This window comes from Microtetraspora fusca (genome assembly GCF_001570365.1).
In the GTDB taxonomy this organism is placed as follows: Bacteria; Actinomycetota; Actinomycetes; order Streptosporangiales; family Streptosporangiaceae; genus Microtetraspora; species Microtetraspora fusca.
In genome coordinates, this window is the sequence record NZ_BBYK01000042.1 from 315,391 (window position 1) to 338,477 (window position 23,087).

At 71.5% G+C, this 23,087-nt stretch carries 25 protein-coding genes; 15 read left to right on the forward strand and 10 right to left on the reverse strand.

What is annotated here, in order from left to right:
* Window positions 1–11 precede the first annotated feature (11 nt).
* The 5 genes from AWQ68_RS10620 to AWQ68_RS10640 all read right to left on the reverse strand — a co-directional run bounded on the left by AWQ68_RS10620 (window position 12) and on the right by AWQ68_RS10640 (window position 7,343).
* Window positions 12–2,072, reverse strand: a complete 2,061-nt coding sequence (locus tag AWQ68_RS10620; RefSeq protein ID WP_066938429.1) for a UvrD-helicase domain-containing protein — start codon at window positions 2,070–2,072, stop codon at window positions 12–14.
* Window positions 2,073–2,078: 6 nt separating this feature from the next.
* Window positions 2,079–5,069 (reverse strand): hypothetical protein, encoded by a 2,991-nt coding sequence (locus AWQ68_RS44070; protein WP_066938432.1) that lies wholly within the window; start codon window positions 5,067–5,069, stop codon window positions 2,079–2,081.
* A 67-nt stretch (window positions 5,070–5,136) separates the two neighbouring features.
* Window positions 5,137–5,823 (reverse strand): class I SAM-dependent methyltransferase, encoded by a 687-nt coding sequence (locus AWQ68_RS10630; RefSeq protein ID WP_245655845.1) that lies wholly within the window; start codon window positions 5,821–5,823, stop codon window positions 5,137–5,139.
* Window positions 5,824–5,973: 150 nt separating this feature from the next.
* Complete coding sequence (locus tag AWQ68_RS10635; RefSeq protein ID WP_066938437.1) at window positions 5,974–7,047, reverse strand: ABC transporter substrate-binding protein; 1,074 nt, start codon at window positions 7,045–7,047, stop codon at window positions 5,974–5,976.
* A gap of 74 nt (window positions 7,048–7,121) precedes the next feature.
* Window positions 7,122–7,343, reverse strand: a complete 222-nt coding sequence (locus AWQ68_RS10640) for a putative acetyltransferase (protein ID WP_066938440.1) — start codon at window positions 7,341–7,343, stop codon at window positions 7,122–7,124.
* Window positions 7,344–7,443: 100 nt separating this feature from the next.
* Between AWQ68_RS10640 and fdxA the strand changes: the two genes are divergently transcribed.
* From fdxA to AWQ68_RS10675, 7 genes are all read left to right on the forward strand, one after another.
* Window positions 7,444–7,770 (forward strand): ferredoxin, encoded by a 327-nt coding sequence (gene fdxA, locus AWQ68_RS10645; RefSeq protein ID WP_066938441.1) that lies wholly within the window; start codon window positions 7,444–7,446, stop codon window positions 7,768–7,770.
* Window positions 7,771–7,838: 68 nt separating this feature from the next.
* A complete protein-coding gene (gene dapC / locus AWQ68_RS10650) occupies window positions 7,839–8,918 on the forward strand; it encodes a succinyldiaminopimelate transaminase (protein ID WP_066938444.1) in 1,080 nt (359 codons plus the stop codon).
* Between the two features lie 11 nt (window positions 8,919–8,929).
* On the forward strand, window positions 8,930–9,559 hold the full coding sequence (locus tag AWQ68_RS10655; protein WP_066938447.1) for a DUF4178 domain-containing protein: 630 nt from the start codon (window positions 8,930–8,932) through the stop codon (window positions 9,557–9,559).
* A 10-nt stretch (window positions 9,560–9,569) separates the two neighbouring features.
* The gene (locus tag AWQ68_RS10660) at window positions 9,570–10,376 is read left to right on the forward strand and encodes a hypothetical protein (protein WP_245655846.1); all 807 of its coding nucleotides are present in this window, start codon (window positions 9,570–9,572) and stop codon (window positions 10,374–10,376) included.
* A 17-nt stretch (window positions 10,377–10,393) separates the two neighbouring features.
* On the forward strand, window positions 10,394–11,452 hold the full coding sequence (dapE, locus tag AWQ68_RS10665; RefSeq protein ID WP_066938449.1) for a succinyl-diaminopimelate desuccinylase: 1,059 nt from the start codon (window positions 10,394–10,396) through the stop codon (window positions 11,450–11,452).
* A 208-nt stretch (window positions 11,453–11,660) separates the two neighbouring features.
* On the forward strand, window positions 11,661–12,455 hold the full coding sequence (locus tag AWQ68_RS10670; RefSeq protein ID WP_066938742.1) for an LOG family protein: 795 nt from the start codon (window positions 11,661–11,663) through the stop codon (window positions 12,453–12,455).
* Between the two features lie 21 nt (window positions 12,456–12,476).
* Window positions 12,477–13,064: an LOG family protein gene (locus AWQ68_RS10675; protein WP_066938452.1), complete on the forward strand. Its 588-nt coding sequence runs from the start codon at window positions 12,477–12,479 to the stop codon at window positions 13,062–13,064.
* On the opposite strand, the gene AWQ68_RS10680 is transcribed toward AWQ68_RS10675, so the two are convergent.
* Entirely contained in the window at window positions 13,041–13,325 is a 285-nt protein-coding gene (locus tag AWQ68_RS10680) for a hypothetical protein (protein ID WP_084463846.1), read from the reverse strand. The genes AWQ68_RS10675 and AWQ68_RS10680 overlap by 24 nt on opposite strands.
* 44 nt (window positions 13,326–13,369) lie before the next feature.
* Between AWQ68_RS10680 and AWQ68_RS10685 the strand changes: the two genes are divergently transcribed.
* On the forward strand, window positions 13,370–14,026 hold the full coding sequence (locus tag AWQ68_RS10685; RefSeq protein ID WP_157545099.1) for a hypothetical protein: 657 nt from the start codon (window positions 13,370–13,372) through the stop codon (window positions 14,024–14,026).
* On the forward strand, window positions 14,026–14,598 hold the full coding sequence (locus AWQ68_RS10690) for a DNA-3-methyladenine glycosylase I (RefSeq protein WP_066938747.1): 573 nt from the start codon (window positions 14,026–14,028) through the stop codon (window positions 14,596–14,598). The genes AWQ68_RS10685 and AWQ68_RS10690 overlap by 1 nt, the downstream gene beginning before the upstream one ends.
* On the opposite strand, the gene AWQ68_RS10695 is transcribed toward AWQ68_RS10690, so the two are convergent.
* Window positions 14,564–15,364: an enoyl-CoA hydratase-related protein gene (locus AWQ68_RS10695; RefSeq protein WP_066938458.1), complete on the reverse strand. Its 801-nt coding sequence runs from the start codon at window positions 15,362–15,364 to the stop codon at window positions 14,564–14,566. The genes AWQ68_RS10690 and AWQ68_RS10695 overlap by 35 nt on opposite strands.
* A 162-nt stretch (window positions 15,365–15,526) precedes the next feature.
* Window positions 15,527–16,318, reverse strand: a complete 792-nt coding sequence (locus AWQ68_RS10700) for a PaaX family transcriptional regulator (protein WP_066938460.1) — start codon at window positions 16,316–16,318, stop codon at window positions 15,527–15,529.
* Between the two features lie 182 nt (window positions 16,319–16,500).
* Between AWQ68_RS10700 and AWQ68_RS40670 the strand changes: the two genes are divergently transcribed.
* Both AWQ68_RS40670 and AWQ68_RS10705 read left to right on the forward strand, forming a co-directional pair.
* Window positions 16,501–16,668 carry a DUF3117 domain-containing protein gene (locus AWQ68_RS40670; protein ID WP_082777371.1) on the forward strand — a complete coding sequence of 56 codons (168 nt, stop codon included), beginning with the start codon at window positions 16,501–16,503 and terminating at the stop codon, window positions 16,666–16,668.
* Between the two features lie 79 nt (window positions 16,669–16,747).
* Entirely contained in the window at window positions 16,748–18,148 is a 1,401-nt protein-coding gene (locus tag AWQ68_RS10705; RefSeq protein ID WP_066938462.1) for a leucyl aminopeptidase, read from the forward strand.
* Here AWQ68_RS10705 and AWQ68_RS10710 read toward each other — a convergent pair.
* Entirely contained in the window at window positions 18,137–18,772 is a 636-nt protein-coding gene (locus AWQ68_RS10710) for an O-methyltransferase (RefSeq protein ID WP_066938465.1), read from the reverse strand. The genes AWQ68_RS10705 and AWQ68_RS10710 overlap by 12 nt on opposite strands.
* Window positions 18,773–18,923: 151 nt before the next feature.
* On the opposite strand from AWQ68_RS10710, the gene sigE reads away from it, so the two are divergent.
* The 4 genes from sigE to AWQ68_RS10730 are packed head-to-tail and all read left to right on the forward strand — an operon-like array spanning window position 18,924 to window position 21,822.
* Window positions 18,924–19,562, forward strand: a complete 639-nt coding sequence (gene sigE, locus AWQ68_RS10715) for an RNA polymerase sigma factor SigE (protein WP_066938467.1) — start codon at window positions 18,924–18,926, stop codon at window positions 19,560–19,562.
* A complete protein-coding gene (locus tag AWQ68_RS10720) occupies window positions 19,559–20,116 on the forward strand; it encodes an anti-sigma factor family protein (RefSeq protein ID WP_066938469.1) in 558 nt (185 codons plus the stop codon). Before sigE ends, AWQ68_RS10720 begins: the two co-directional genes overlap by 4 nt.
* 27 nt (window positions 20,117–20,143) lie before the next feature.
* Window positions 20,144–21,406, forward strand: coding sequence for a S1C family serine protease (locus AWQ68_RS10725; RefSeq protein ID WP_084463848.1), 1,263 nt, complete (start codon window positions 20,144–20,146; stop codon window positions 21,404–21,406).
* A gap of 56 nt (window positions 21,407–21,462) precedes the next feature.
* Window positions 21,463–21,822, forward strand: coding sequence for a sec-independent translocase (locus tag AWQ68_RS10730; RefSeq protein ID WP_066938472.1), 360 nt, complete (start codon window positions 21,463–21,465; stop codon window positions 21,820–21,822).
* 86 nt (window positions 21,823–21,908) lie between these two features.
* On the opposite strand, the gene AWQ68_RS10735 is transcribed toward AWQ68_RS10730, so the two are convergent.
* On the reverse strand, window positions 21,909–23,048 hold the full coding sequence (locus tag AWQ68_RS10735; protein WP_066938474.1) for an Mrp/NBP35 family ATP-binding protein: 1,140 nt from the start codon (window positions 23,046–23,048) through the stop codon (window positions 21,909–21,911).
* Between the last annotated feature and the right edge of the window lie 39 nt (window positions 23,049–23,087).

Sequence of the window (23,087 nt, forward strand, 5' to 3'; positions counted from 1 at the left end):
AGACTAGGGGATCAGGCGGGTAGGAAGGGACTTGCACGTCCGGTGTGGGACACATAGAGCATCTCGCTGGCCCGTGTGCACGCCACGTAGAGGAGCCCCCGTTCGCGTTGCAGATCGTGAGCCCGAGCCGTCGGATCCTCGCCGGCCGGGGTCAGTGCCTCGGGTGCCGGCACGATTCCGTCAGCCACGCCTATCACGGCCACCCGACGGAATTCCAGCCCCTTCATGCCGTGCAGCATCGTCACCTTGACGCTGATCCCGGCCTGCTGCAGCGCCGCGCGCGCGGCCCTGACCAGGTCGGTGCTCCGGGCCGCCACGGCGATCTCGCTCTCGGGCACGCCGTCCGCCAGCCACGACGAAAGGTGGGACACCAACCCGGCGAGCTCCGCCTCCTGGGAGACGTATCCGAGGACCGTCGGGCGCGGCCCGTGCTGCAGCGCGCGATAACCGTGCAGCTCCGCGATGCCCTCGACGAGGCCGTCCGCGGGACCGCCGCCGCGCAGCCGGATGCCGAACGAAAGGATCTCGTGCGGCAGCCGGTAGGAGATCTTGAGGTGGAACCTCCGGACCGGGATGCCGAGCCCGGCCAGCGCCACGCGGGTGTCGAACATCCGCTGGTGCGGGTCCCCGACGATGAACATGTCGTTCGGGGCGAGCGGCACCGCCGCCCGCAGCAACCGCCACTGCGCCGGGTGCAGGTCCTGCGCCTCGTCCACCACGATGTGCCGGTACGGCTCCCGCCCCGGAGCCTCGTCACCCAGCATGTCGCCGGTGGACCGGCCCAGCAGCTCCGCCGCCTCGGAGGCGAGCTGGAGCAGCGTGCGGCGGCCCGACTCCCGCAGCCGCTCCTCGACGTGCTGCACGGCCCGCCAGACGGTGGTGCGGATCTCCGGGGACAGCTCGACCGTGCGGCCGGAGCGCGGGGCGGCGAGGTACTCGTCGAGGGTGCGCAGGTTCTGCGAGAGGATCACCTGTTCCCACTCGCGCAGCAGGAACGCGGCGCCGAACCGGCTGCCCGCCGCCTCCTTCCACAGGGCGGCCAGGTCGCCGGTGCCGACGAGGGTCGGCGGACGGCCCTCCGCCTCGGACACGATCCGGTGCGCGAGGCGGTCCACGTTGCGTACCTCGATGCGCTCGCGCACCGCCTCGTCGTCGATGATCAGGTCGAGCCGCGCGGCCAGCTCCGATGCCAGCGCCTGGGAGAAGGAGACCAGCAGGACGGGTCCGCCCCCGGCCCTGGCGAGATAGGCGGCCCGGTGCAGGGCGATGACGGTCTTTCCGGTGCCCGCGCCTCCGGTCACCAGCGTGGGCTGGTCGTAGCGCTCCCAGTTGGCGTAGGTGTGCTGCGGCGGATAGAGGAACGTGGCCCAGTGAGGGGCGTTGAGTATCCGCTCCAGCTCCTGCTGGCTGGTGGCGAAGGCCGCCTGCCCCGGGCTGCGCCGCAACGCCGCCACCAGGTCGTCGGGGTCGATCTCGCCGGGCTCCATACAGCGGCAGCCGTCCAGCTCCGACCAGGCGGCGGCCAGCGAGCCGCCCTTGGCCAGCGCCATCAGCGGCGCGAGCTGGCTCTCCGGCAGGAACGGCTCGATCCCGGTGAGGTGCGCCTCCGACGCCATCAGCCGCAGCAGCGGGAGCAGGGTCGGGTCGATGCCGATGTCGAGCAGGTCGTTGTCGCAGAACGTCTCGAACAGGCGGTCCTCGCTACGTTGCGAGGCCCGGTGCAGCGCGGCCTCCGACTCGTCGATCGCCACGGCGTCCCACACCTCGACGACGCCGATGGCCGAGTTGACGCCGACGCGGTGCCGCTGCGCGTACGACCACGCCTCGTCGTCCGGCAGCACGGTCAGCAGCCAGTAGGTGTCCTCCTGCCGTACGACGACGCCGCGGTGGCCCGCGGACAGGCGCAGGGTGGCCACGCGGGGGTCCCGGCCGTTGCGCACCCGCTCCGGATGCGGCGCGGCGAGGGAGTTGTGCAGGAACCGGCGCAGCGCGACGGCGGCGTCCCGCCGGGTCTGGTCGTCCAGCGCGGCGAGCTTCCTGACGAAGTCCGGTGAGAAGGCGAGGCTCGGCATCTCCGGCTAACCCAACAGGGAGAGGATGTCGCGGTCCCCTCGCTCTCGAAGGCGGGTGAGGAGTTCGGTCTCGCCGGCGGGACCGGGCAGGCCGATCCTGGTGGCGATGACCCGGCACGCCTGCTCGCGGGTGCCCCCGGGCGCCGTGTAGCCCACCAACCGGAGCGCCCGCGCGGTCGCGTCCCCGCCGCTCGCCGCCGGCAGGTGCCGTACCCGCAGCATCCCCTCGTCCGAGAGCGTCAGGAAGATGTGGCTTCCCTCCTTGGCCGCCATCTCCGTGAGGATCGGCTGGAGCGATCCGAGGGCCGGATGGGCCTGCCACGAGAGCGTGACGTCCCCGGCGGCGCTTCGCACGGTACGGCTGCCGCCGGGCGAGAGCCCGAGATAGGCGGCGAACCCGCTGGGCAAGGAGATCTCCGCTCCTTCCAGATGCTGCGCGGTCACGTCGACCCGCAGCCACCAGCGCCCGTCGGGCTGGCGGAAGCAGCGCCGGGTGAGCGCGACGTCCTTCAACTGGCCTTGCTGCATCGCCGGCGCCGCCGGCGGGACACCGGGCGCGGCGCCCGGCGCGAAGCCCGGATCGAGCCCCGGAGCCGGCCCGGGCGCGCCCTGCGGCGCTCCCAGAGACATGTGCGGGGCCGGCGCTCCCGGCGGCGGGCCGGGGACCGGAGCGGGAGCGGGCACCGGTGGCTGCGCGGGTGCGGGCGCGGGAGCCGGACGGGACGCGTTGCCGCTCTGCATACGGAGCTGCGGCACGTGCTCCAGCCACTCCTTGGCGACCTCGGGGTGGATGCCCAGCGAGGCGACCAGCTCCAGCGCGCGGGCGACGGTCGGCGGCCGCTCGGCGCCCAGGATGAGGGCGCGCGTCTTCTCGTGCAGCTCGCCCAGTTCACCGATCACGAGCCAGTTTACCGAGACGCGGTGCTCCGGCAGCGTGGTCAGGACGAACTGCCACGCGGGCACGTCGAGCGAGGGCAGGTCGGCGCGATGCCAGGGGGCGGCGTCGATCAGCCGGGACTTCGGCGCGGCCACGCCCAGCGTCTCCGCGACCCGCTTCACGTGCTCGCCGTACGGCACCGCCTCGGGCCCGGCGAGCCACTCCGCCAGCCGCGCGCGCAGCGACTCCTCGATCTCGCCGATGGCCGCGACGGGGATGGCGAGCAGCTTGGCCAGCGCCTCGGCCGCCGTGGGGACCTCGGCGAAGACCCGGTTCTGCGCGACCATCCATGACTGGTCGTCCAGGCCGGCGAACACGGAGTCGAGCAGGGCGGGGAAGTCGGGTTCCTCGACGGGGCCGCTCTCGGACGCGGCGGCCGCGCCTCCGTCCGTCTCCGCGCCGCCGTCGGGGGCGCTTTCAGCGGAGCTCTCGGAGACCGCGGCCGGGTCGTCCCCGCCGTCCGGGACTTCCTCGCTCTCCGGAGCGGATCCTGCGCCGTCGGATCCTGCGCCGTCGGATCCTGTGGTGCTGTCGGGCGCCTCCGGGCCATCCGGGGCCGCCGTCGCGTCGGCGGCGCCGTCAACGCCGTCAACGCCGTCAACGTCGCCTTCGGCGGCGTCGAACGCCTCGGCGCCTTCCGCGTCTTCCGCGCCATCGGTCCCGGCATCGGACTCGGCATCGGACTCGGCCTCGGTGGGGCGCCCCGGTGCGACGGGCGGGCCAGCACCAGGAACAGGCCGGGCTGGGGCGTTCTCGGGGGCGGCCTCGCGAGCGTCCGCGGAGTCGTCCGGCGCCTCGCTCTCGACGGCGTCGGGGGTGGCGTCGACCGCGGCCGGGTTCTCCTCCGGCGGGTCGGCGGGACCCTCCGGCGAAGCCGCAATGTCCTCGGCCGAAGCGGCGACGTCCTCGCCGTCCTCGGCTTCCTTGACGTCCTCGGCGTCCTCGGCGTCCTCGGTGGCGTCGGACTCGCCGGGAGCGGGTACGGCGTCGGCGGACGCGGGCTCCTCCGCCGGGGCGCCCTCCAGGTGAACGGATCCCTCGGACGCCTCGTCGCCGGGACCGGCTACGAGGGCGGGCGCGGCGGGGCCGCTGGGAAGGGCGTCCAGGTGCTCCGGCAGAACCGGCGCGGCGTCCGAGACGCTCTCCGCGAGAGCCGGAGCCATCTCTGAGAGAGCCGGCGCGGAGTCCGGGAGAGCCGGAGCGGCCTCTGCGTGAGCCAAAGCCGAGTCCGGGAGAGCCGGAACGACCTCCGACAGACCCGCCGACGCTTCGGGCAGGCCATCCGAAGCCTCCGGGAGACTCTCCATGAGAGCCGGAGTGATCAGAGCCTCCGAAGCCGTGGACGGACTCTCCGGAGCCGCCTCCGCCGGAGCCGGCAGGGCATCCGGGACGTTCTCCGAAGCCTCCGGGAGGGCCGGCGGGGCATCCGGGACGCTCTTCGAAGCCTCCGCCGGAGCCAGCGCGGAGTCCGGGATGTTCTCCGAAGCCTCCGGGAGGGCCGACGCGGCCTGGGCCGGGCTCTGGGCCGCGGCGGGGAGGCCCTGCTCGGCGGCGCCTACGACAGCGGCGTCTACGACAGCGCCGCCTACGGCAGGCGACCGCCGCGTCCCGGCGAGGCGGGCGAAGACGGCGGTGAACAGCGCGGTCAGGACGGGGCGGGCCTTGATGAACGCCTGGTCGGACAGTTCGCGGGCGGACAGCGAGAGCAGGCCCGGCCAGGACCCGGCGCGATCCAGGGCGATGGCGACCTGCGGGTCGTCCGCGTCGTCCGGGTCGAGCACGTGCAGGGCGGGCAGCACGTCGCCGACGGCCGCCGCGGGCCACTGCTCCAGGGCGAGCTCGGTGACCAGTCCGCCCAGAGCCTCGGGGCCGAGTACGGCGAGCACGCGGGAGACGGGCAGGCTACGCCACCACGCCTCCGGCAACGCCCCCTCGGCGGCGCTCGGCCGGGCGTCCGGCGGGAGGTCGTCCACCGGACGGGAGAGCGCGGTCAGCGTTCCGATGCGGGCGGCGTCACTCCAGCGCAGCGGTGGCACAAGGTCACTCAGGCAGAAGTTCATCGCTTTCCCATCAGTCTGTACAGCCAGACCATAGTCTGACAAATCCCCTAGAACATCGGGAGTTTCGTCAGCGACGAACGGCGGCGAAACGGAGTCGTACGTAGTCGGCCACCCACCCGGACTCCCGCCTCAGCGCCGGGGCCGCGAGCTCGTTCACCCTGCGTAGGAGAGGCTCGACGAGCGCGGGCGGCACCCCGTCGAGGAGCGATCCGGCGAACATCCGCACCCAGTCGGCCGCGCCGCCGGGACACTCGTCCAGCGGGGTCGGGCGGTCGACGTATTCCAGGATCCGTACCGTGAAGCCGCCGTTCTCCAGCCGGACGGCGTACTCGGCCGGGGTGGGGAAGTACCACGGCAGCTCCGGCTCGCGCAGCCCGTGCTCGCGCCAGGCGGTCCGCATCGCGGAGGTCAGCGTGGCGCAGTTGCCCGCGCCGCCCAGTTCGGCGACGAACCTGCCGCCCGGCCGCAGGGCCATCCGCACACACGAGATCACGGCATCGGGGTCGCGGCTCATCCAGTGCAGCGCCGCGTTCGAGAACACCGCGTCGTACGGCTGGGCCACGGTGAAGTCGTCACCGTATCCGACGGTGAAGTCGAGGCCCGGGTACTGGGCGATCGCGGTCTCGATCATGGCGGCGGAGCCGTCGATGCCCAGGACGCTCGCGCCTCGCTTGGCGATCTCCGCGGTGAGCACGCCGGTGCCGCAGCCAAGATCGAGGACACGCTCACCCGGCTGCGGGTCGAGGAGCTCCACCAGTGGTACTCCATGGGCCGACACGTAGCCGAAGGAGGTGTCGTAGGCGCGAGCGTTCCACCGCGTGAGACTGGGGGTTTCGTATCGCAAGATCGGCTCGCATTCTCGTGTGTGCAACACTTTACGGCTTCGCCGAACTCGCGACCGCTATCAGCCGATTTGCCGGGACCAGTACTTCTGCAGGTAGGACTTCGCCTCGTCCTGCTGCGGAATCGTGAGGATCACCGGCGTCCCGACGGCCTTGGGCAGCTTGGCCGCCGTGGCCCGGTCGATCGTTCCGCGCATCTCCATCGCCTCCATCCGGACCGGGCGGGCGTACCCGTTGAGGAAGAGGTTCTGGCCGTCGTCGGACAGCAGGAACTCCTCCCAGAGGCGGGCGGCGGCCGGATGCCGCGCGTTCTTGTTGATCGCCTGCACGTAGTAAGAGGCGAGCACCTCGTCGCGGGGGATCGTCACCAGCCAGGTCGGCTTGCCGTTCTGCGTCGTGGCGGCGGAGCGCGCCATGTTGAGGTAGTCCCAGTCGACCACCGCCGCGGCCTGCTCGGGAGCGGCGAGCGCGCCCGCCTTCTTGAGCCCGGAGAAGAAGGCGAGCCCGCGGGCCGCGTCCACCTTCCCTCTCTTGAGCGAGGTCGCCATGACGCCGCTGAACGCGGAGGCGGTGCGCAGGGGGTCGCCTGGCAATGCCACCGTGACGCCCTTCCTGTTCAGCGCCGCGTACGACGGTGGCACGGGCATCTTGCGCGGGTCGTAGCCGATGGACATGTAACCGCCGTAGGTGGCGGACCAGAGCCCCTTGCCGTCCTTGAGCTCGTCGGGGACGTCCTGCCAGCCGCTCACCTTGTACGGCGAGAACTTCTCGGCGTTGGCCACCGCCACGTCGAGGTTGAGGTCGAAGACATCGGGCGGGTTCTTCCCCGCCGCCGCGTCGATCTGCTGCTGGCTGCTCGCGTCGGGGCGCAGCTCGGTCACCTTGATGCCGTACTCCTCGGAGAACCGCTCGATGAGGTGGCCGTAGTTGACCCAGGTGTGCGGCAGGCCGATGACGGTGAGCTCGCCCTCCTTGCGGGCCGCGGCGACCAGGCCGTCCATGCCGCCGAAGCCGCTCAGGCCATCGGCGTGCACGTTCGCGGGCGGGAGCTGCTTGGGATTCTCTCCTGCCTGGGCCGAGCAGGCGGCGACGGCCGAAAGGAGGAGGATCGCGGCGACGCTGGCACGTTTGGTCACCCACCGAATACTCTACGTGGCGCTTCCGGTGGTCGAGGAGGCACGCGCGGGATTTACCGAGCGATCACGGGCATTTACCTGGCCGGCACCACGCGCGCCGCGACCAGGCTCTCCTCCGCGATCTCCACGAGCGTTCCGTCCCGCTTGCGTACGGCCAGCACGCCGTCACGCCACGACTCCAACACGCCGACGGCGTCGCGGAATCCGCCGGGCACCACACGCCGCGTGGTCACCCGTTTCCCCGCGTCGGCGGGGGTAATCGCGACGACGAGACGAGCTCCTTGGCGAGGGGTCACGCCGATTGTCCCCCTCCCGTTTCAGCTTGTGGGTGGGCACCGCAATACTAGGTCTGAACAACCCGCGGTCGAATCGTGCCAACTCAGAAGGAGCCCGAAGGTGACGTACGTCATCGCGCAGCCTTGCGTGGACGTCCTGGACAAGGCGTGCATCGAGGAGTGCCCCGTCGATTGCATCTACGAGGGCAACCGGATGCTCTACATCCACCCCGACGAGTGCGTGGACTGCGGAGCCTGTGAGCCGGTCTGCCCCGTCGAGGCGATCTTCTACGAGGACGACCTTCCCGAGCAGTGGAAGGACTTCTACAAGGCCAACGTGGAGTTCTTCGAGGAGCTCGGCTCCCCGGGCGGCGCCTCCAAGGTCGGCAAGATCGAGAGGGACCACCCGATCGTCGCCGCGCTCCCGCCGCAGGGCGAGGACCACTGACCAGCGGGAACTCCGCCCATTGAGCATCCAGGCTCGATGGGCGGGTTCATGATGACTAGGGGGGCATCTTGATCTCGTTGCCGGACTTCCCGTGGGATCGGCTCACGACCTACAAGGAGAGGGCGGAGGCGCACCCTGACGGGATCGCCGACCTCTCGGTCGGCACTCCGGTCGATCCGGTGCCCCTGGTCGCGCAGAAGGCGCTCGCCGAGGCCGCCGACAGCCCCGGTTACCCGCTGACGTACGGCACCCCCCGGCTGCGCGAGGCGGCCGCGGGATGGTTGGCACGCAGGCACGGCGTCCGTGTCGACGCGGCGGACATCCTGCCCACGATCGGGACCAAGGAACTGGTGGCCTGGCTGCCCACCCTCCTCGGCGTACGGCCCGGCGAGCGCGTGCTCTTCCCCGAGCTGGCCTACCCCACGTACGACGTCGGGGCGCGGCTGGCCGGGGCCACGCCGTACGCCACGGACGGCCTGCTGGCGGTGGGGCCGGAACGCGTCCCGCTCGTCTGGGTGAACTCCCCGTCGAACCCCACCGGCCGGGTGCTCCCGGCGGAGCACCTGCGCAAGGTCGTGTCCTGGGCGCGCGAGCGCGGGGCCGTGGTCGCCTCCGACGAGTGCTACCTGGAGCTCGGCTGGGAGGAACAGCCGATCTCGATCCTCCATCCCGACGTCTGCGGCGGCTCGCACGAGGGCCTGCTCGCGGTCCACTCGCTGTCGAAGCGCTCCAACCTGGCCGGTTACCGAGCCGGTTTCGTGGCCGGCGACCCGGCGCTGGTGCGGCGGCTGCTGGAGGTGCGCAAGCACGCCGGCATGATCATGCCCGCTCCCGTGCAGGCCGCCATGGCGGCCGTGCTCGACGACGACGCGCACGCCGACGAGCAGCGGGAGAGGTACGCCCGCCGCCGCGCCGTGCTCCGCCCCGCGCTCGAACGCGCCGGATGGCGGGTCGAGCACTCCACGGCCGGGCTCTACCTCTGGGCCACCAACGACACCGGCTGCTGGGAGCAGGTCGAGGCCCTGGCAGCGCGCGGCATCCTGGTCGCGCCCGGCGACTTCTACGGCGAGGCGGGCGCACGCCATGTCCGTATCGCCGTGACCGCCACCGATGAGCGGGTAAATGCGGCTGTGCTCCGCCTCCAGTAGGATCGCCCGGCATGACGGCAGCGGTGGTGCTCGCCTTGAGCGTCGCGACGCTCGTCGTCGTGCTGGGCGCCGTGCTCGCCGCGGTGCGCTCCGGCCGCTCCCGGACGCCGTCCACGGAAGCCGTGAAGCAGGGCGCCGCGAAGCCGGATGCCGGGCCCGAATACTTCGACCCCCGCACGATCAAGGTGGGCGACACGGTCCACTGCGCGGGCGTCCGTTTCCACGCCGTCGGCGTGCTCCATCTGTCCCGCCAGGGCGAGCGGCGCACCGAGTACCTCCTCGAGGACGGCAACCGGCGCTACCAGTGGCTGTCGGTCGAGGAACTGAGGGATCAGGGCGCCGGCGAAGCCGGCCATCTGGAGGTGCTGCTGTGGACCACCGTCCCGACCGAGGGCATGGTCCCGGCCAAGAGCACCCTCACGATGGACGGTGCCGAGTTCTCGCCCGTCAGGCGCGGCACGGTCGCGTTCCGCGCCGAGGGCGCCACCGGCATGCCCGACCGCGGGCTGCTGGACTTCGTCCTCTATCACGGGAACGACGGGCGGCTGCTCGCCTTCCGGCGTCCGCAGGGCGGCGGCTGGGCGGCCTCCTACGCGCATCCTCTGCCGCCGGGCTCGATCCGCGTGGAGCGGCGTTCGTGAGGTTCGCCACGTGACCGGACGTGTCTCACGTACGGCGCTGGCCATCGTGGCCATCGTTGTCGTCATCGGGGCGGGGATCTTCTTCGGGGCGTACTACCTGCTGGAACGCGCCAAGCCGTTCGCGCTGGGCGAGCACTGCAAGATCAAGACGTCCGAGGGCAGCCTCGAGCTGGACATCGAGCAGTCGGAGATCGCGGCCACGATCGCCGCCGTCGCGACGCGCCGCGGGCTGCCCGAGCGCGCCCTGCAGATCGCGTACGTGACCGCGATCCAGGAGTCGAAGCTCACGAACCTGCCCTACGGCGACCGCGACTCGGTGGGCGTCTTCCAGCAGCGGCCCTCGCAGGGCTGGGGCACCTCCGCGCAGCTCCAGGACCCCGTGTACGCGACCAGGAAGTTCTTCGTCGCGCTGGAGAAGGTCAGGGGCTACCTCAAGATGCCGCTGCACGAGGCGGCGCAGGAGGTGCAGCGGTCCGCGGACGGCTCGGCGTACGCGCAGCACGAGATGCAGGCGAGAATCCTGGCCGGCGCGTTCTCCGGTCGCGTCCCGAAGGCCGTCCACTGCTGGTACCCGCCGCCGGACGAGCCGGTCGCGTTCCGCCCGCAGGTGGCGCGCAAGCAGTTGCTCCGCGAGCTGGGCGACGACTCGGCGGCCAAGCGGTCCTGGCAGATCGCCGCGTGGTACGTCACCCACGCGCAGCGGTACGGCCTGCGCGAGGTCCGCTACGACGACGTGATCTGGACGGCGGCGGCCGGCCACGACGGCTGGGTCGCCTCGGAGGAGGCGCCCGTCACCGGAAAGGTGCGCGTGCTCTGAGAGATAGGCTCGCGACCATGCGGTGGGACCTGGACCTGAGCACAGATGTGGGCGCGCTGACGGCGAGACTCGTGGACATCGAGTCGGTCAGCGGCGATGAGAAGGCGATCGTGGACGCGATCGAGGAGGTGCTGCGCCCCCTGCGGCACCTGTCCGTGGACCGGGACGGTGAGGCCCTCGTCGTGCGTACGGCGCTCGGGCGCGCCGAGCGGGTGGTGATCGCCGGGCACGTGGACACGGTGCCGGTGGCGGACAATGTGCCCGCCCGCGTGGAGGGCGACCTGATCTACGGCTGCGGCACCTCGGACATGAAGAGCGCGATCGCGGTCATGCTCAAGCTGTGCCTCATCGAGGCGCCCAACCGCGACCTGACGTTCGTGTTCTACGACTGCGAGGAGATCGAGGCCGAGCGCAGCGGCCTGCTCCGGCTGACCCGCAACCACCCCGACTGGCTGACCGGCGACTTCGCCGTGCTCATGGAGCCCACGCACGGGCTGATCGAGGGCGGCTGCCAGGGCACCCTCCGGGCCGAGATCGTGACCCGCGGCGTGCGCTCGCACAGCGCCCGGTCCTGGCAGGGGGTCAACGCCGTCCACGCCGCCGCGCCGATCCTCGACAGGCTCAACGCGTACGAGCCGAGGCGGCCGGTCGTGGAGGGGCTGGAGTACCGCGAGGGCCTCAACGCGGTCGGCATCCACGGCGGCGTGGCGGGCAACGTGATCCCCGACGAGTGCGTGGTGACGGTCAACTACCGGTTCGCGCCCGACCTCTCGGTCGAGCAGGCGCAGGACCACGTCCGCGAGGTGTTCGACGGCTTCGAGGTGCGGTTCACCGACGCGGCGCCCGCGGCCCGGCCGGGGCTGACCCATCCGGTGGCCGCCCGCTTCGCCGAGGCCGTCGGGGGCGTCCCCAGGGCCAAGTACGGCTGGACCGACGTCGCCCGCTTCTCCGCGCTCGGCATCCCGGCCGTCAACTACGGCCCGGGCGACCCGGAGCTGGCGCACCGGCGGGACGAGTACGCCGAGCTGTCCAAGATCTTCGAATGCGAACGGCGGATGACCGCCTGGCTGACCTGAATCCTGGGCCGAGGGATGATTTCCGCAGGCCCGGGAGGTGGTTCCCGATCTGCTCAGAAATGAAGAAAGTGGCTTTCCTCGCCGGCCATTTGGCGGGGAAAGCCACTTTCATCCCGAGCAGCACCCTCGCCTGTTAGACGTGGGGCGGATGAATCCCGGTTCCGCGATTTTTCAAGATTGTTTTGACGACTGCACTAGCGTGATCGGCATGACTACCATCCGCAGGGAACGCCGTCAGGGCCCCTCAGTCCTCCGCGGCAGCATGGTTCCCGAGTCCACTCATGACCAGCGGCTTCTCGATCGCAGAGGCCCGACCGACTGGCTGCACATGGATCCCTGGAGGGTGCTGCGCATCCAGTCGGAGTTCGTCGAGGGATTCGGCGCGCTCGCCGAGCTGCCGCCCGCCGTGACCGTCTTCGGCTCCTCCCGCACCGACCCTGATTCCAAGGAGTACGAACTGGGCGTGCGGCTCGGGCGGTCGCTCGCCGAAGCCGGTTTCGCCGTCATCACCGGGGGCGGTCCCGGTGTGATGGAGGCGGCCAACAAGGGCGCGCTGGAAAGCGGCGGCGTGTCGGTCGGCCTCGGCATCGAGCTGCCCCACGAGCAGCACATGAACGAGTACGTCGATCTCGGCGTGGAGTTCCGGTACTTCTTCGTCCGCAAGACGATGTTCGTCAAGTACTCCTCGGGCTTCGTCACGCTGCCCGGCGGGTTCGGCACCCTCGACGAGCTCTTCGAGGCGCTGACTCTGGTCCAGACCCGCAAGGTCACCTCGTTCCCCGTGATCCTCATGGGCATCGAGTTCTGGACGCCGCTGATCGACTGGATCCGCACCTCGCTCGTCTCGTCCGGCAAGGTCTCCCCCGAGGACGTGGACCTGATCCAGCTCACCGACGATCCCGACGAGGCCGTGGAGATCATCGCTGGGGCTGACCGGCCACAGGCGGGTACGGCACGCAGAGAGGAGGCCGCCCGCCGCCACACGGTCGCGGACGCCCAGTAACCGAGCTTCTAAGGTTGAGGGATGTTCATCTGCGTGTTCTGTTCCTCCAGCCTGAAGATCGATCCCAAATACGTCGACCTCGCGACCGAGGTCGGCACCGAGATCGGCAAGCGCGGCCACGGCCTGGTCAGCGGGGGAGCGGTCGTCTCCTGCATGGGCGCCGTGGCGCGCGCGACGCGCCGCGCCGGCGGGCACACCGTCGGCGTGATCCCCCAGGTGCTCGTGGACATCGAGATCGCCGACGAGGACTCGGACGAGCTGATCGTCACCGACGACATGCGCCAGCGCAAGGGCCTGATGGACGCCAGGTCGGACGCCTTCCTGGTCCTTCCCGGCGGCATCGGCACGCTGGAGGAGCTCTTCGAGATCTGGACCTCCCGCGTGCTCGGCATGCACGAGAAGCCGCTGGTCATCCTCGACCCCTGGGGCCTCTACGACCCGCTGCGCGACCTGGTGGCGGGCATGTACGACCAGGGGTTCACCCGGCCGGGGGTCTTCGACGCCATCTCCTGGACAGGCGACATCGAGGAGGCGTTCGACCTCCTGGAGAAGCCGGGGCGCGAGCTGCGTCCCAGCCCGGAGGAGCTAGGCGAGGCCACGCCGAGTTAGGGCGGGGGGCCGCCGGCCGGCCAGGGACTCGGTCATCTCCACCGCGAGCCGTACGTCCCGGGCCGTCTCCGGGGCCGCGCGGAACACCCGCGCCCCGGCCCAGGCGAACACGGCGGCCGCGGCGACCGCCTCCGTGGGGTCCTCCGGGAGCGTCACGACGACCGTACGGCCGGCCCGGACGAGGTCGGACACCTCCGCCATGGAGCCGGCCATGGCCCATCTCGGGTCGATCGCGTCATCGGGGCCGAGTACCACCGTCATGCATTGATGCTCCCATGGATGGGAGCTTGTGGCACGATTCGTGTGTGCTGGTCGTACTCGCCCTCGCCGCGATCGCTGTCGTGGCCGTCACAGTGAAGGTCTCCCAGGGGCATGGCGGCGAGATGGCCGTGTTCCCGCCGGACGTGCCGCCGCTCGCTATCCCCCAAGGACGCCTGGAGGCGGCGGACCTGGCCCGGCTGCAGCTCCCGATCGGCCTCGTGGGCTATCAGACGGACGCCGTGGACGCGACGCTGGAGCGGGTCGCGGCCTCGCTCGGCGAGCGGGACCTCCACATCGCCGCCTTGGAGCAGCGCCTGGCCGAACTGGTGACGGCCCGCCTGTACGGCCGCCCGATGGACGACGCGGTGGCGACCCAGGACGAGCCCGCCGCGGACGACGCCTCCGGTGACGGCGCGAGCCCCGACGAGGACCGGAACGCCGACGACGCCACCCCGCCGTCGGTCAGCGAGAGCGCTGACGACGGCCCCCAGACCGAGCAGCCGGAAGAGCAGGAACAGCCGGAGCAGGCCGATCGCCTGGAGGAGCCAGAGCAGGCAGAGCGCCTGGAGGAGCCAGCCGAGCACGAGCAGGCGGAGAGCCGGGATCCGATGGAGGAGCAGCCGGAGGACGGCGCCGAGCCCCGCCGGCAGGCCGTCACAGCCACCCTCACGAGCACGGGTACGCGGGAGGAGAGCGCGTGATGATCAGGTGCGCGTGGGCCACCTCCGCCCCCGACTACATCGCCTACCACGACGAGGAGTGGGGACGGCCGGTCCACGGCGACGACCGCGTCTTCGAACGCGTCACGCTGGAGGCGTTCCAGTCCGGCCTGTCCTGGCTGACCATCCTGCGCAAGCGGGAGAACTTCCGGGCCGCCTTCGCCGGGTTCTCCATCGAGAAGGTCGCCGCGTTCGACGAGTCGGACGTGGAGCGGCTGATGGGCGACACCGGCATCGTCCGCAACCGCGCCAAGATCGAGGCGGCCCTCGCCAACGCGAGGGCCGCGCTGGAGCTTCCCGGCGGCCTGTCGGACCTGGTGTGGAAATATGCCGACCTGTCCGCGTCGGCGCCGCCCACCCCCGCCGACATCCCGGCGCAGACCCCGGCTTCCAAGGCGCTGGCCAAGGAGCTCAAGCGGAGCGGCTTCCGGTTCGTCGGCCCGACCACGGCCTACGCCCTGATGCAGGCCATCGGCCTGGTCAACGACCACGTGGCCGACTGCTGGGTGCGCGAGGAGATCAACGGCCCTCGAACCGCGGCCGCTCCTTGTTGAGGAACGCCTTGGTCGCGGCCGCGTGGTCGGCCGTGGCCGCGCACTCGTCCTGCAGCTCCGCCTCCAGGTCGAGCGCGTCCGACAGCGAGTGCGTGGCGGCGTAGTCCAGCGCCCGCCTGGTCGCGGCGTACGCGCGGGTCGGGCCCTGCGCCAGCCGTACGGCCAGCTCGCGGGCGACGGTGAGCACCTCGTCGGCGGGGACGACCCGGGTCACCAGGCCCAGCTCCAGTGCCCGCCCGGCGTCCACGGCGTCGCCGAGCAGGAGCAGCTCGCGGGCCCGGGCCGGGCCCACCAGGCGCTGCAGCGTCCACGACGCTCCCGAGTCGGGGGCGAGGCCGATGCCGGTGAACGCCATGGCGAACTTCGCCTTGTCGGACGCCACCCGGAAGTCACAGGCGAAGGCGAGCGCCGCGCCCGCGCCCGCCGCCACGCCGTTCACCGCGGCGACGACCGGCTTGTCCATCGTCGTGAGCGTCCGCACGATCGGGTTGTAGTGCCGCCGGACCGTGTCGTCGAGGCCGCGGCCGCTCTCCAGATGCTCGGCGTGCTCGCGCAGGTCCTGACCGGCGCAGAAGCCCCGGCCCCGGCCGGTCAGCAGCACGGCGCGGACGGACGCGTCGTCCCGGGCTCGCTCCACCGCAGCCAGCAGCGCGGACTTCATGGAGGTGGTCAGCGAGTTCATCGCGTCCGGACGGTTCAGGGTGATCGTGGCGACACCGTCGCCGATCTCGTAGTGGACCTCGTCGGCGACGTCGTTGGCGGTCATCGGATCTCCTCAGCGGTGGCCCCACGGGCGCCTGCACCGGGGGAAACGAGGGGGAAACACGGCACGGCACAGCGGGCTCGCCGGCCACCTTCGGCACCGATCGGGACAGGACCCACGGCGGAGCCCAGGGGCGGGACCCGCGCGGGTCGTGATCGTCCCGGCTCAGCCGTACAGAGAGTCGTCAAACGTTCCATCCATGTTCCGATCGACGAACGCGACGGCGGCCGGCAGCAGCCGGGCGGCCTCCTGCTCAAAGTAGAGGCGGGCCTTCTCTCCCGGCCAGCCGGGGGGCAGCAGCTCGGCGGGCAGCCCCGGGTCGCGGAACAGGAAGTTGCGCCACCCGTGCAGCAGCCTGCTGCGCACCGCGAAGACCTGGTCGTCGTCGGCGTCGTCGGGCAGCGAGCCGACGAGGACCTCGGCGTCGGCCAGCCACTGCTCGTACGCCCGCGCGATGGCGCACAGATCCCAGGCCCGGGCCACCAGCTCGCTCGGGTCCCCGGCGAGGGTCGCGTCGAACACGTACGCGTTGATCCGCAGCGCGTCGAGCTCGGGGGAGGGGCGCGGGCCGATCCAGGTCGTCTCGGAGAGCGGCGCGTAGCCGAGGAACGCGAGGTCCGCCCGGAGCCGCTCCCGGCGCTGCCGGTCACGGACAGGTTCGAGGACGAGCATGTGCCAGCGGCCCGACCAGTTCACCGGGCCCACCCGGTAAATGCGCGCCCCCGCCTCATCCAGGCGGTTCACACATTTCGGCGTCACCATATAGCCGGGGCCCTGCGGCAGCCGTACGGGGGCGAGCCAGCCCTGGCGGACCATCCGCGAGATCGCGGTGCGCACGGCCGGAGCGGCGATGCCGAGCGGTGCCAGCAGTCGGACGAGAGCGGCCACGGACGCGCGCCCGCCACGGCTACGGAGATGGTCTCCGTACAGATCGAAAAGCGCGGCGCGGGCGTTCACCCCACCCAGTGTGCTGTGCCGATGCGCCGCCGACAATGCATATCCGACGCCCTTTGATCGACTGTGCGGGGCATGGTCGTTACCTTTTTAAGCTCAGAGGCGGGATAATAGGCCATCACATCAAGACGTGAATATGTCGGCCACCCCCCGGGGCAGCCGGCGACGTGGGAAGGGATGCACGCATGGCGGCGATGAAGCCGCGGACTGGCGACGGTCCGCTGGAAGTCACCAAGGAAGGCCGGGGCATTGTCATGCGGGTCCCCCTCGAGGGTGGCGGCCGGCTCGTCGTCGAGCTCTCGGCTGATGAGGCCGGCGCCCTTGGAGACGCACTGAAGAAGGTGGTCGGCTGACTCCCAGCCGACCTGTTCGCTTTTCGGCCCTGGCGGCGGGGGTGATCCCGGTGCCGGGGCCGCCTTGTTGGAGGTGCCTGTGCCGATAGAGACCACGCCGACCTTCGTCACCGAGCCCGCCGCCGACGCGCAGTTCGTCGCCGTGCCGTTCGGACGCGATCTCGCTCCACCCGCGGATCTGCCGTTGCCGGTCGACGCGCTGCTGGCCCATTACGAGGCCAAGGGGGAACCCGGAGAGGTCGTCGAGGTCCCGGTCGCGCTCGGCTCGGGCATCCGCCGTGTTCTCCTGTACGGCGTCGGCGGGGGTTCGGCGGCCGACCTGCGGAAGGCGGGCGCCTCCGTGGCCAGGAAGGTCAAGGGCGGCGCGCGGGTCTGGATCCGGGTGCCGGAGACCGTCGATGCCGCCGCGCTGGCCGAGGGCGCGCTGCTCGCGTCGTACACCTTCAGGATCGGCGCCGTACGCACGCCTCCCGACATCGTCTTCGTCGGCGGGGACGAGGAGGCGCTGCGGCGCGGCGAGACGGTCGCCCGCGCGACGGCGCTGGCCCGCGACCTCGTCAACACCCCGTCGTCGATCAAGTCCCCGGCCTGGCTGGCGGACCAGGCGCGGCAGGTCGCCGCGAGCGTCGGTCTGGGCTTCCGCGAGGACACCGCGCTCGACGGGTTCGGCGGCATCCGGGCGGTCGGGCAGGGCTCGGCCTACCCGCCCAGGCTCGTCGAGCTCACCTACGCGCCCGAGGGGGCCACCCGGCACGTCGTCCTCGTCGGCAAGGGCATCACGTTCGACACCGGTGGCCTGTCGCTCAAGCCCGAAGAGGGCATGAAGACGATGAAGACCGACATGGCGGGCGGCGCGGCCGTCATCGCCGTGATGGGCGCGCTGGCGACCGCCGGCGTCCCGGTGCGGGTGACCGGGCTCGTGGCCTGCGCGGAGAACGCGTTCTCCGGGTCCGCGCAGCGGCCCGGCGACGTCATCACCCAGTACGGCGGGCGCACCGTCGAGGTCCTGAACACCGACGCCGAGGGCCGGCTGGTGCTGGCGGACGCCCTCGCCTACGCCGACGCCGAGCTCGCTCCTGACGTCCTGATCGACATCGCCACGCTCACCGGCGCGGCCAAGATCGCGCTCGGGCTGCGGCTCGGCGCGCTCTACGCGACCGACGAGCCGCTGGCGGCGGCGTTGCTGGCGGCGGGGGAGGCGACCGGCGACCGGCTGTGGCGGATGCCGCTGATCGACGACTACCGCGCCGACCTCGACTCCGACATCGCCGACCTGGCCAACGTGGACCGGAGGATGTCCGGCTCGGCCGGCTCGGTGGCCGCGGCGCTCTTCCTCAGGGAGTTCACCGGCGGACGGCCGTGGGCGCATCTCGACGTCGCGGGCCCGGCGCGGTCGACCGCGGACGACGGCGAGATCACCAAGGGTGGCACCGGGTTCGGCGTCCGGCTGCTCCTCGGCTACCTCGCGTCACTGAGCTAGTTTGACCGCGGCGAGGAGGCCGTCGCCGAGGGGCAGCATCAGCGGACGGAGCCGGTCGTCGGCGCGGACAAGCTTGCCCAGTTCCCGTACGGCGACGGTGTCCGGGTCGCGCTGTGTGGGATCGGCCACACGGTCGTCGCAGAGGGCGTCGCCGAACGCGACGATCCCGCCGACGCGCAGCAGCCGTACCGACTCGGCCAGGTAGTCGCCGTACTCCTGTTTGGCGGCGTCGCAGAAGACGAGGTCGTACCCCCCGTCGGCCAGGCGGGGGAGCACGTCGAGGGCGCGGCCGCCGATCAGGCGGATCCTGCTGCCGGAGAAGCCGGCCTCCGCGAACGTCTTACGGGCCAGCCGCTGGTGCTCCGGCTCGGCGTCGACGCTGGTCAGCGTGCCGTCGGAACGCATGCCGCGCAGGAGCCAGAGCCCCGACACGCCGCAACCCGTGCCGACCTCGACCACCGACCTGGCGTTGATCGCCGTGGCGAGGAAGCAGAGCGCCGCCCCGCACCCGGGCAGGATCGGGGGCGCTCCCACCTCGATGCTCCGCCGGCGCGCGGATCGCAGGATCTCGTCCTCGGGGACGAACTCCTCCGCGTAGGCCAGGCTGGCCGGGGTCGTCGCCATCGGCCTCTCCTTCCCTCCTGCATTCTGTCGCAGCCTAGGGGAGTCGGGGTCGAACGGGAACTCACGCCACAACGGGGACGTTGCACGCTTTGAACGGTCTTTGTACAGACCGCTCGAACGCGGTGCGCAGGAAGGGGCGAAACCAGGCACTATGGCTGTAGCGACGATCCTGCAGAGAGGACTCCCGGTGGACCATCACGACCACCAGGCGGACGCCCCCGTGTCCGACTGGACGCCTCCCACCTGGGAGGAGGTCGTCAGAACGCATTCCGCCCGGGTCTACCGGCTCGCGTACCGCCTCACCGGCAACGTGCACGACGCCGAGGACCTGACGCAGGAGGTCTTCGTCCGGGTCTTCCGCTCACTGTCCAGTTACACGCCCGGCACCTTCGAGGGCTGGCTGCACCGCATCACCACGAACCTCTTCCTCGACATGGCGCGCCGCAGGCAGCGCATCAGGTTCGAGGGCCTGGCCGACGACGCCGCCGAGCGGCTGCACGGCCGGGAGCCGTCCCCGGCGCAGGCGTACGACGACGCCCACCTGGAGCACGACATCCAGGCGGCGCTCGACGCGCTGGCGCCCGAGTTCCGGGCGGCCGTGGTGCTGTGCGACATCGAGGGGCTGTCCTACGAGGAGATCGCGGCGACGCTCGGCGTGAAGCTGGGCACCGTGCGCAGCAGGATCCACCGCGGGCGTGCCCAGTTGCGTGAGGCGCTGGACCACCGCGCCCCGGGGGCGAACAGGAACGGTGACCAATTCCCCCCTTCGTTCAGCAAGGAGGGTGCATGAGTCATCTTGGCGAGCGCGTTTCCGCGCTCATCGACGGCGAACTCGGTCACAGGGATCGTGAGCGGGCGCTCGCGCACCTGACCTTCTGTGCGGACTGCCGTGCCGAGGTCGACGCCATGCGCGCGCTGAAGAGCCGGCTGCGCTCCATCGAGCCGCCCACCATGCCGGCCGACCTCACCATGTCGCTGCTGCGCATGTCGGAGCCGGGAGGGCCGATCCCGCCGCGCATACGGCCGTTCCCCGACCATCCGGCCTTCGCCGCCACCCGGCTGCCGTCGATGGGCATCGCCCCGGCGGACAACCGGCCCCGGCTGGCGGGCGGCCGTTCCGGGCCGGGACGGTCGAGCCGTACCCGCCGGGCGGGATATGTGGCGGTGGGGTTCGCGTCCGCGGCCGTGGCTCTCGGTACGATGTTCATCGTCGGCGGCACCGGGGGTCAGCAGACGCCCAACCCTCCGGTGCAGTTCGTCAATCCGCAGCAGAGAATCGCTCCACCGCAGACGAGCCCGACGCCCAGCCCGTCGCCGAGCTTGCGCACCCACCTCGCTCGATGACGTTCGAACGCAGGAGGGACCGCGCGCATGACCGACGACACGGGCGGGTTCGATTCCGGCGCGTTCGGCAGGCAGGGGTGGCCTGACTTCCTCCCCGCCCCCGAGCGGGCGGCCGGGCTGGGGCCCGGATGGGGCCCTCCGCCGCCGCTCCCGCCCGCTCCCGTCCGTACGGCTCCGCCGACGCGGTTCTACCTCGCCCTCGCCGTGGTCATCGCGCTCGTCGCGGGCGCCGCGGGGAGCGTCGGCACCTACCTGCTGACGCGGCCGCCGTCCGGCACCGACCCGTCGTATCGGCTCAGTGCGGTGCCCTCCGGCTCCACCACGCGACCGCCCGACTCCGTCGCGGGGGTCGCGGCCCGGGTGCTGCCCAGCGTGGTCTCGCTGGAGGTCAAGGGCAACCAGGAGGCCGGGACGGGCTCCGGTTTCGTCATCAAGGGCGGCTACATCGTGACGAACAACCACGTCGTCGCGGTGGCCGCGCAGAGCGGAGAGATTCGGATCCGGTTCAACGACCGCAGGTCGACCACCGCGAAGATCGTCGGCCGCGACCCGAACTCCGACATCGCCGTGGTCAAGCCGGAGGACACCTTCGGGGCGCCGGAGATCACCCTCGGCAACTCCGACGGCGTGGTCGTGGGCGACCCCGTGATCGCCGTCGGCTCGCCGCTCGGCCTCAGGGGCACCGTCACCACCGGCATCGTCAGCTCGCTCAACCGCCCTGTGGAGGCGGGCGGGGAGACCGGCTCCGACTACGCGCTGATCAACGCGATCCAGACCGACGCCGCGATCAACCCCGGCAACTCCGGCGGCCCGCTCGTCAATGCGTCCGGGCAGGTGATCGGGGTGAACTCGGCCATCGCCACGCTGGGCAGCGGTGCGGCGCTCGGCCAGCAGACCGGCAGCATCGGCCTGGGCTTCGCGATCCCGATCAACCACGTCAGGCGGGTCGCGCAGGAGCTCATCACGACGGGCAGCGCCCGCACCTCGCGGATCGGCATCACCGTCGACACGCAGTACCAGGGCCCGGGCGTACGGATCGCCTCCGGGACGAGCGGCGGCGAGCCCGCGGTCACGCCCGGCGGGCCGGCGGACAAGGCGGGCCTCAAGCCCGGCGACATCATCCTGGAGATCGACGGGCAGCCGGTCGACGACAGCCGCGAGCTCATCGTGACGATCCGCAACAAAGCCCCCGGCGACCAGGTGAAGCTCAAGTTCCGGCACGACGGCGACGAGAAGACGGTGAGCGTCACCGTCACCGCCGCACCAGCACCCACGGCGCACCCGTCGTAATAGCAGTCAGGTGCTATTAGTCTGAAACCAGCTGTTCCTGGAAGAGGAGATCACCTGTGTTCGGACTGGGTTGGCCGGAGATCCTGGCACTCGTGGTGATCGCACTGCTGGTGTTCGGCCCGGAGAAGCTGCCGCAAGCGGCCCAGCAGGCCGGTCGTACGCTCCGGCAACTCCGCCAGATGGCCAACAACGCCAAGGCGGATCTGGAGTCCAACCTCGGCCCGGAGTTCAAGAACTTCGATCCCGCGGACCTCAATCCCAAGACGTTCGTCCGCAAGCACCTGCTGGACGACGTCGAGAACGACTGGAACGCGTCGTCCGCCGCGGGGCCGGTCCCGGCGATGGCCGCGGCCCCGCCGCCCGGCGGCGAGCTCGGCTTCGGCGAGATCCCGCCGTACGACACCGAAGCGACCTAGGTCATCTCTGACAAATCAAGCCCTGCTGCGCGGGCCGGATACGCGTGAGCCCGCTCACGGTGTGAGCGGGCTCAGGAGCGGAGAGGTCAGCGACCGCTGGGCGAGATGTCCAGCTTGAGCCCCTTGAGGCTGGTGGACTTCTTGCTCAGCCCTGCCGCGATCCGGCGCAGCTCGGCGGCGGCCGGAGCGTCCGGGTCGGTCAGCACCAGCGGCTTGCCCTCGTCGCCGCCCTCGCGCAGCCGCATGTCGAGCGGGACCTGGCCGAGCAGCGGCACCCGCGCGCCCAGGGTCCGGGTCAGCGCGTCGGCCACGGTCTGGCCGCCGCCCTCGCCGAACACCGGGATGCGCTCGTCGCAGTGCGGGCAGGGCAGCCACGCCATGTTCTCGATGACACCGGCGATCTGCTGGTGGGTCTGCGCGGCGATGGAACCGGCGCGCTCGGCCACCTCGGCCGCGGCCTGCTGCGGGGTCGTCACGACGAGGATCTCGGCGGACGGCATCCGCTGCGCCACGGAGATGGCGATGTCGCCGGTGCCCGGGGGCAGGTCCAGGAGCAGGACGTCGAGGTCGCCCCAGAAGACGTCGGCGAGGAACTGGTGCAGCGCCCGGTCGAGCATGGGGCCCCGCCACACGACCGGGGTGTTGCCCTCGGGCTTGAACATGCCGACCGAGATGACCTTGATGTCATGCGCCACCGGCGGCATGATCATGTCTTCGACCTTGGTGGGCCGCTGGTCCACGCCGAGCATGCGCGGTACGGAGTGGCCGTAGATGTCGGCGTCCACGACGCCGACCTTGAGCCCGGAGTCGGCCATGGCGGCGGCGAGGTTCACGGTCACGGACGACTTGCCCACGCCGCCCTTGCCGCTCGCGACGGCGAACACGCGCGTCAGCGACCCCGGCTTGGCGAACGGGATCTCCTTCTCCGGGGCCCGGTCGCCGCGCAGCTTGGTCTGCAGGGCCTTGCGCTGCTCGGTGCTCATGACGTCCATGTCCACGTGGACGCGCGTCACGCCGTCGATCTTGGAGACGGCGTTGGTGACGTCACGGGTGATGGTGTCCTTCAGGGGGCAGCCGGCGACGGTGAGGAACACGCCGACGCGCACCACCCCGTCAGGGGAGATATCGATGCTCTTGACCATGTCGAGCTCGGTGATCGGCCGGCGGATCTCCGGGTCGTTGACCGTCGCCAGCGCCGCCGTCACCAATTCTGGGGTCGGTGCCATGGATCCATGCTATGGAGTCGGTCCCTGTCCTCCGAACAC

What these genes read in the sequence shown, in the direction of transcription:
- AWQ68_RS10620 (WP_066938429.1), bottom strand. Translation starts at nt 2,072, where the DNA reads ATGCCGAGCCTCGCCTTCTCACCGGACTTCGTCAGGAAGCTCGCCGCG.
- AWQ68_RS44070 (WP_066938432.1), bottom strand. Translation starts at nt 5,069, where the DNA reads ATGAACTTCTGCCTGAGTGACCTTGTGCCACCGCTGCGCTGGAGTGAC.
- AWQ68_RS10655 (WP_066938447.1), top strand. Translation starts at nt 8,930, where the DNA reads ATGACGGCAGCGGTGGTGCTCGCCTTGAGCGTCGCGACGCTCGTCGTC.
- dapE (WP_066938449.1), top strand. Translation starts at nt 10,394, where the DNA reads ATGCGGTGGGACCTGGACCTGAGCACAGATGTGGGCGCGCTGACGGCG.
- AWQ68_RS10670 (WP_066938742.1), top strand. Translation starts at nt 11,661, where the DNA reads ATGACTACCATCCGCAGGGAACGCCGTCAGGGCCCCTCAGTCCTCCGC.
- AWQ68_RS10675 (WP_066938452.1), top strand. Translation starts at nt 12,477, where the DNA reads ATGTTCATCTGCGTGTTCTGTTCCTCCAGCCTGAAGATCGATCCCAAA.
- AWQ68_RS10680 (WP_084463846.1), bottom strand. Translation starts at nt 13,325, where the DNA reads ATGACGGTGGTACTCGGCCCCGATGACGCGATCGACCCGAGATGGGCC.
- AWQ68_RS10690 (WP_066938747.1), top strand. Translation starts at nt 14,026, where the DNA reads ATGATCAGGTGCGCGTGGGCCACCTCCGCCCCCGACTACATCGCCTAC.
- AWQ68_RS10695 (WP_066938458.1), bottom strand. Translation starts at nt 15,364, where the DNA reads ATGACCGCCAACGACGTCGCCGACGAGGTCCACTACGAGATCGGCGAC.
- AWQ68_RS40670 (WP_082777371.1), top strand. Translation starts at nt 16,501, where the DNA reads ATGGCGGCGATGAAGCCGCGGACTGGCGACGGTCCGCTGGAAGTCACC.
- AWQ68_RS10710 (WP_066938465.1), bottom strand. Translation starts at nt 18,772, where the DNA reads ATGGCGACGACCCCGGCCAGCCTGGCCTACGCGGAGGAGTTCGTCCCC.
- sigE (WP_066938467.1), top strand. Translation starts at nt 18,924, where the DNA reads ATGGCTGTAGCGACGATCCTGCAGAGAGGACTCCCGGTGGACCATCAC.
- AWQ68_RS10720 (WP_066938469.1), top strand. Translation starts at nt 19,559, where the DNA reads ATGAGTCATCTTGGCGAGCGCGTTTCCGCGCTCATCGACGGCGAACTC.
- AWQ68_RS10725 (WP_084463848.1), top strand. Translation starts at nt 20,144, where the DNA reads ATGACCGACGACACGGGCGGGTTCGATTCCGGCGCGTTCGGCAGGCAG.
- AWQ68_RS10735 (WP_066938474.1), bottom strand. Translation starts at nt 23,048, where the DNA reads ATGGCACCGACCCCAGAATTGGTGACGGCGGCGCTGGCGACGGTCAAC.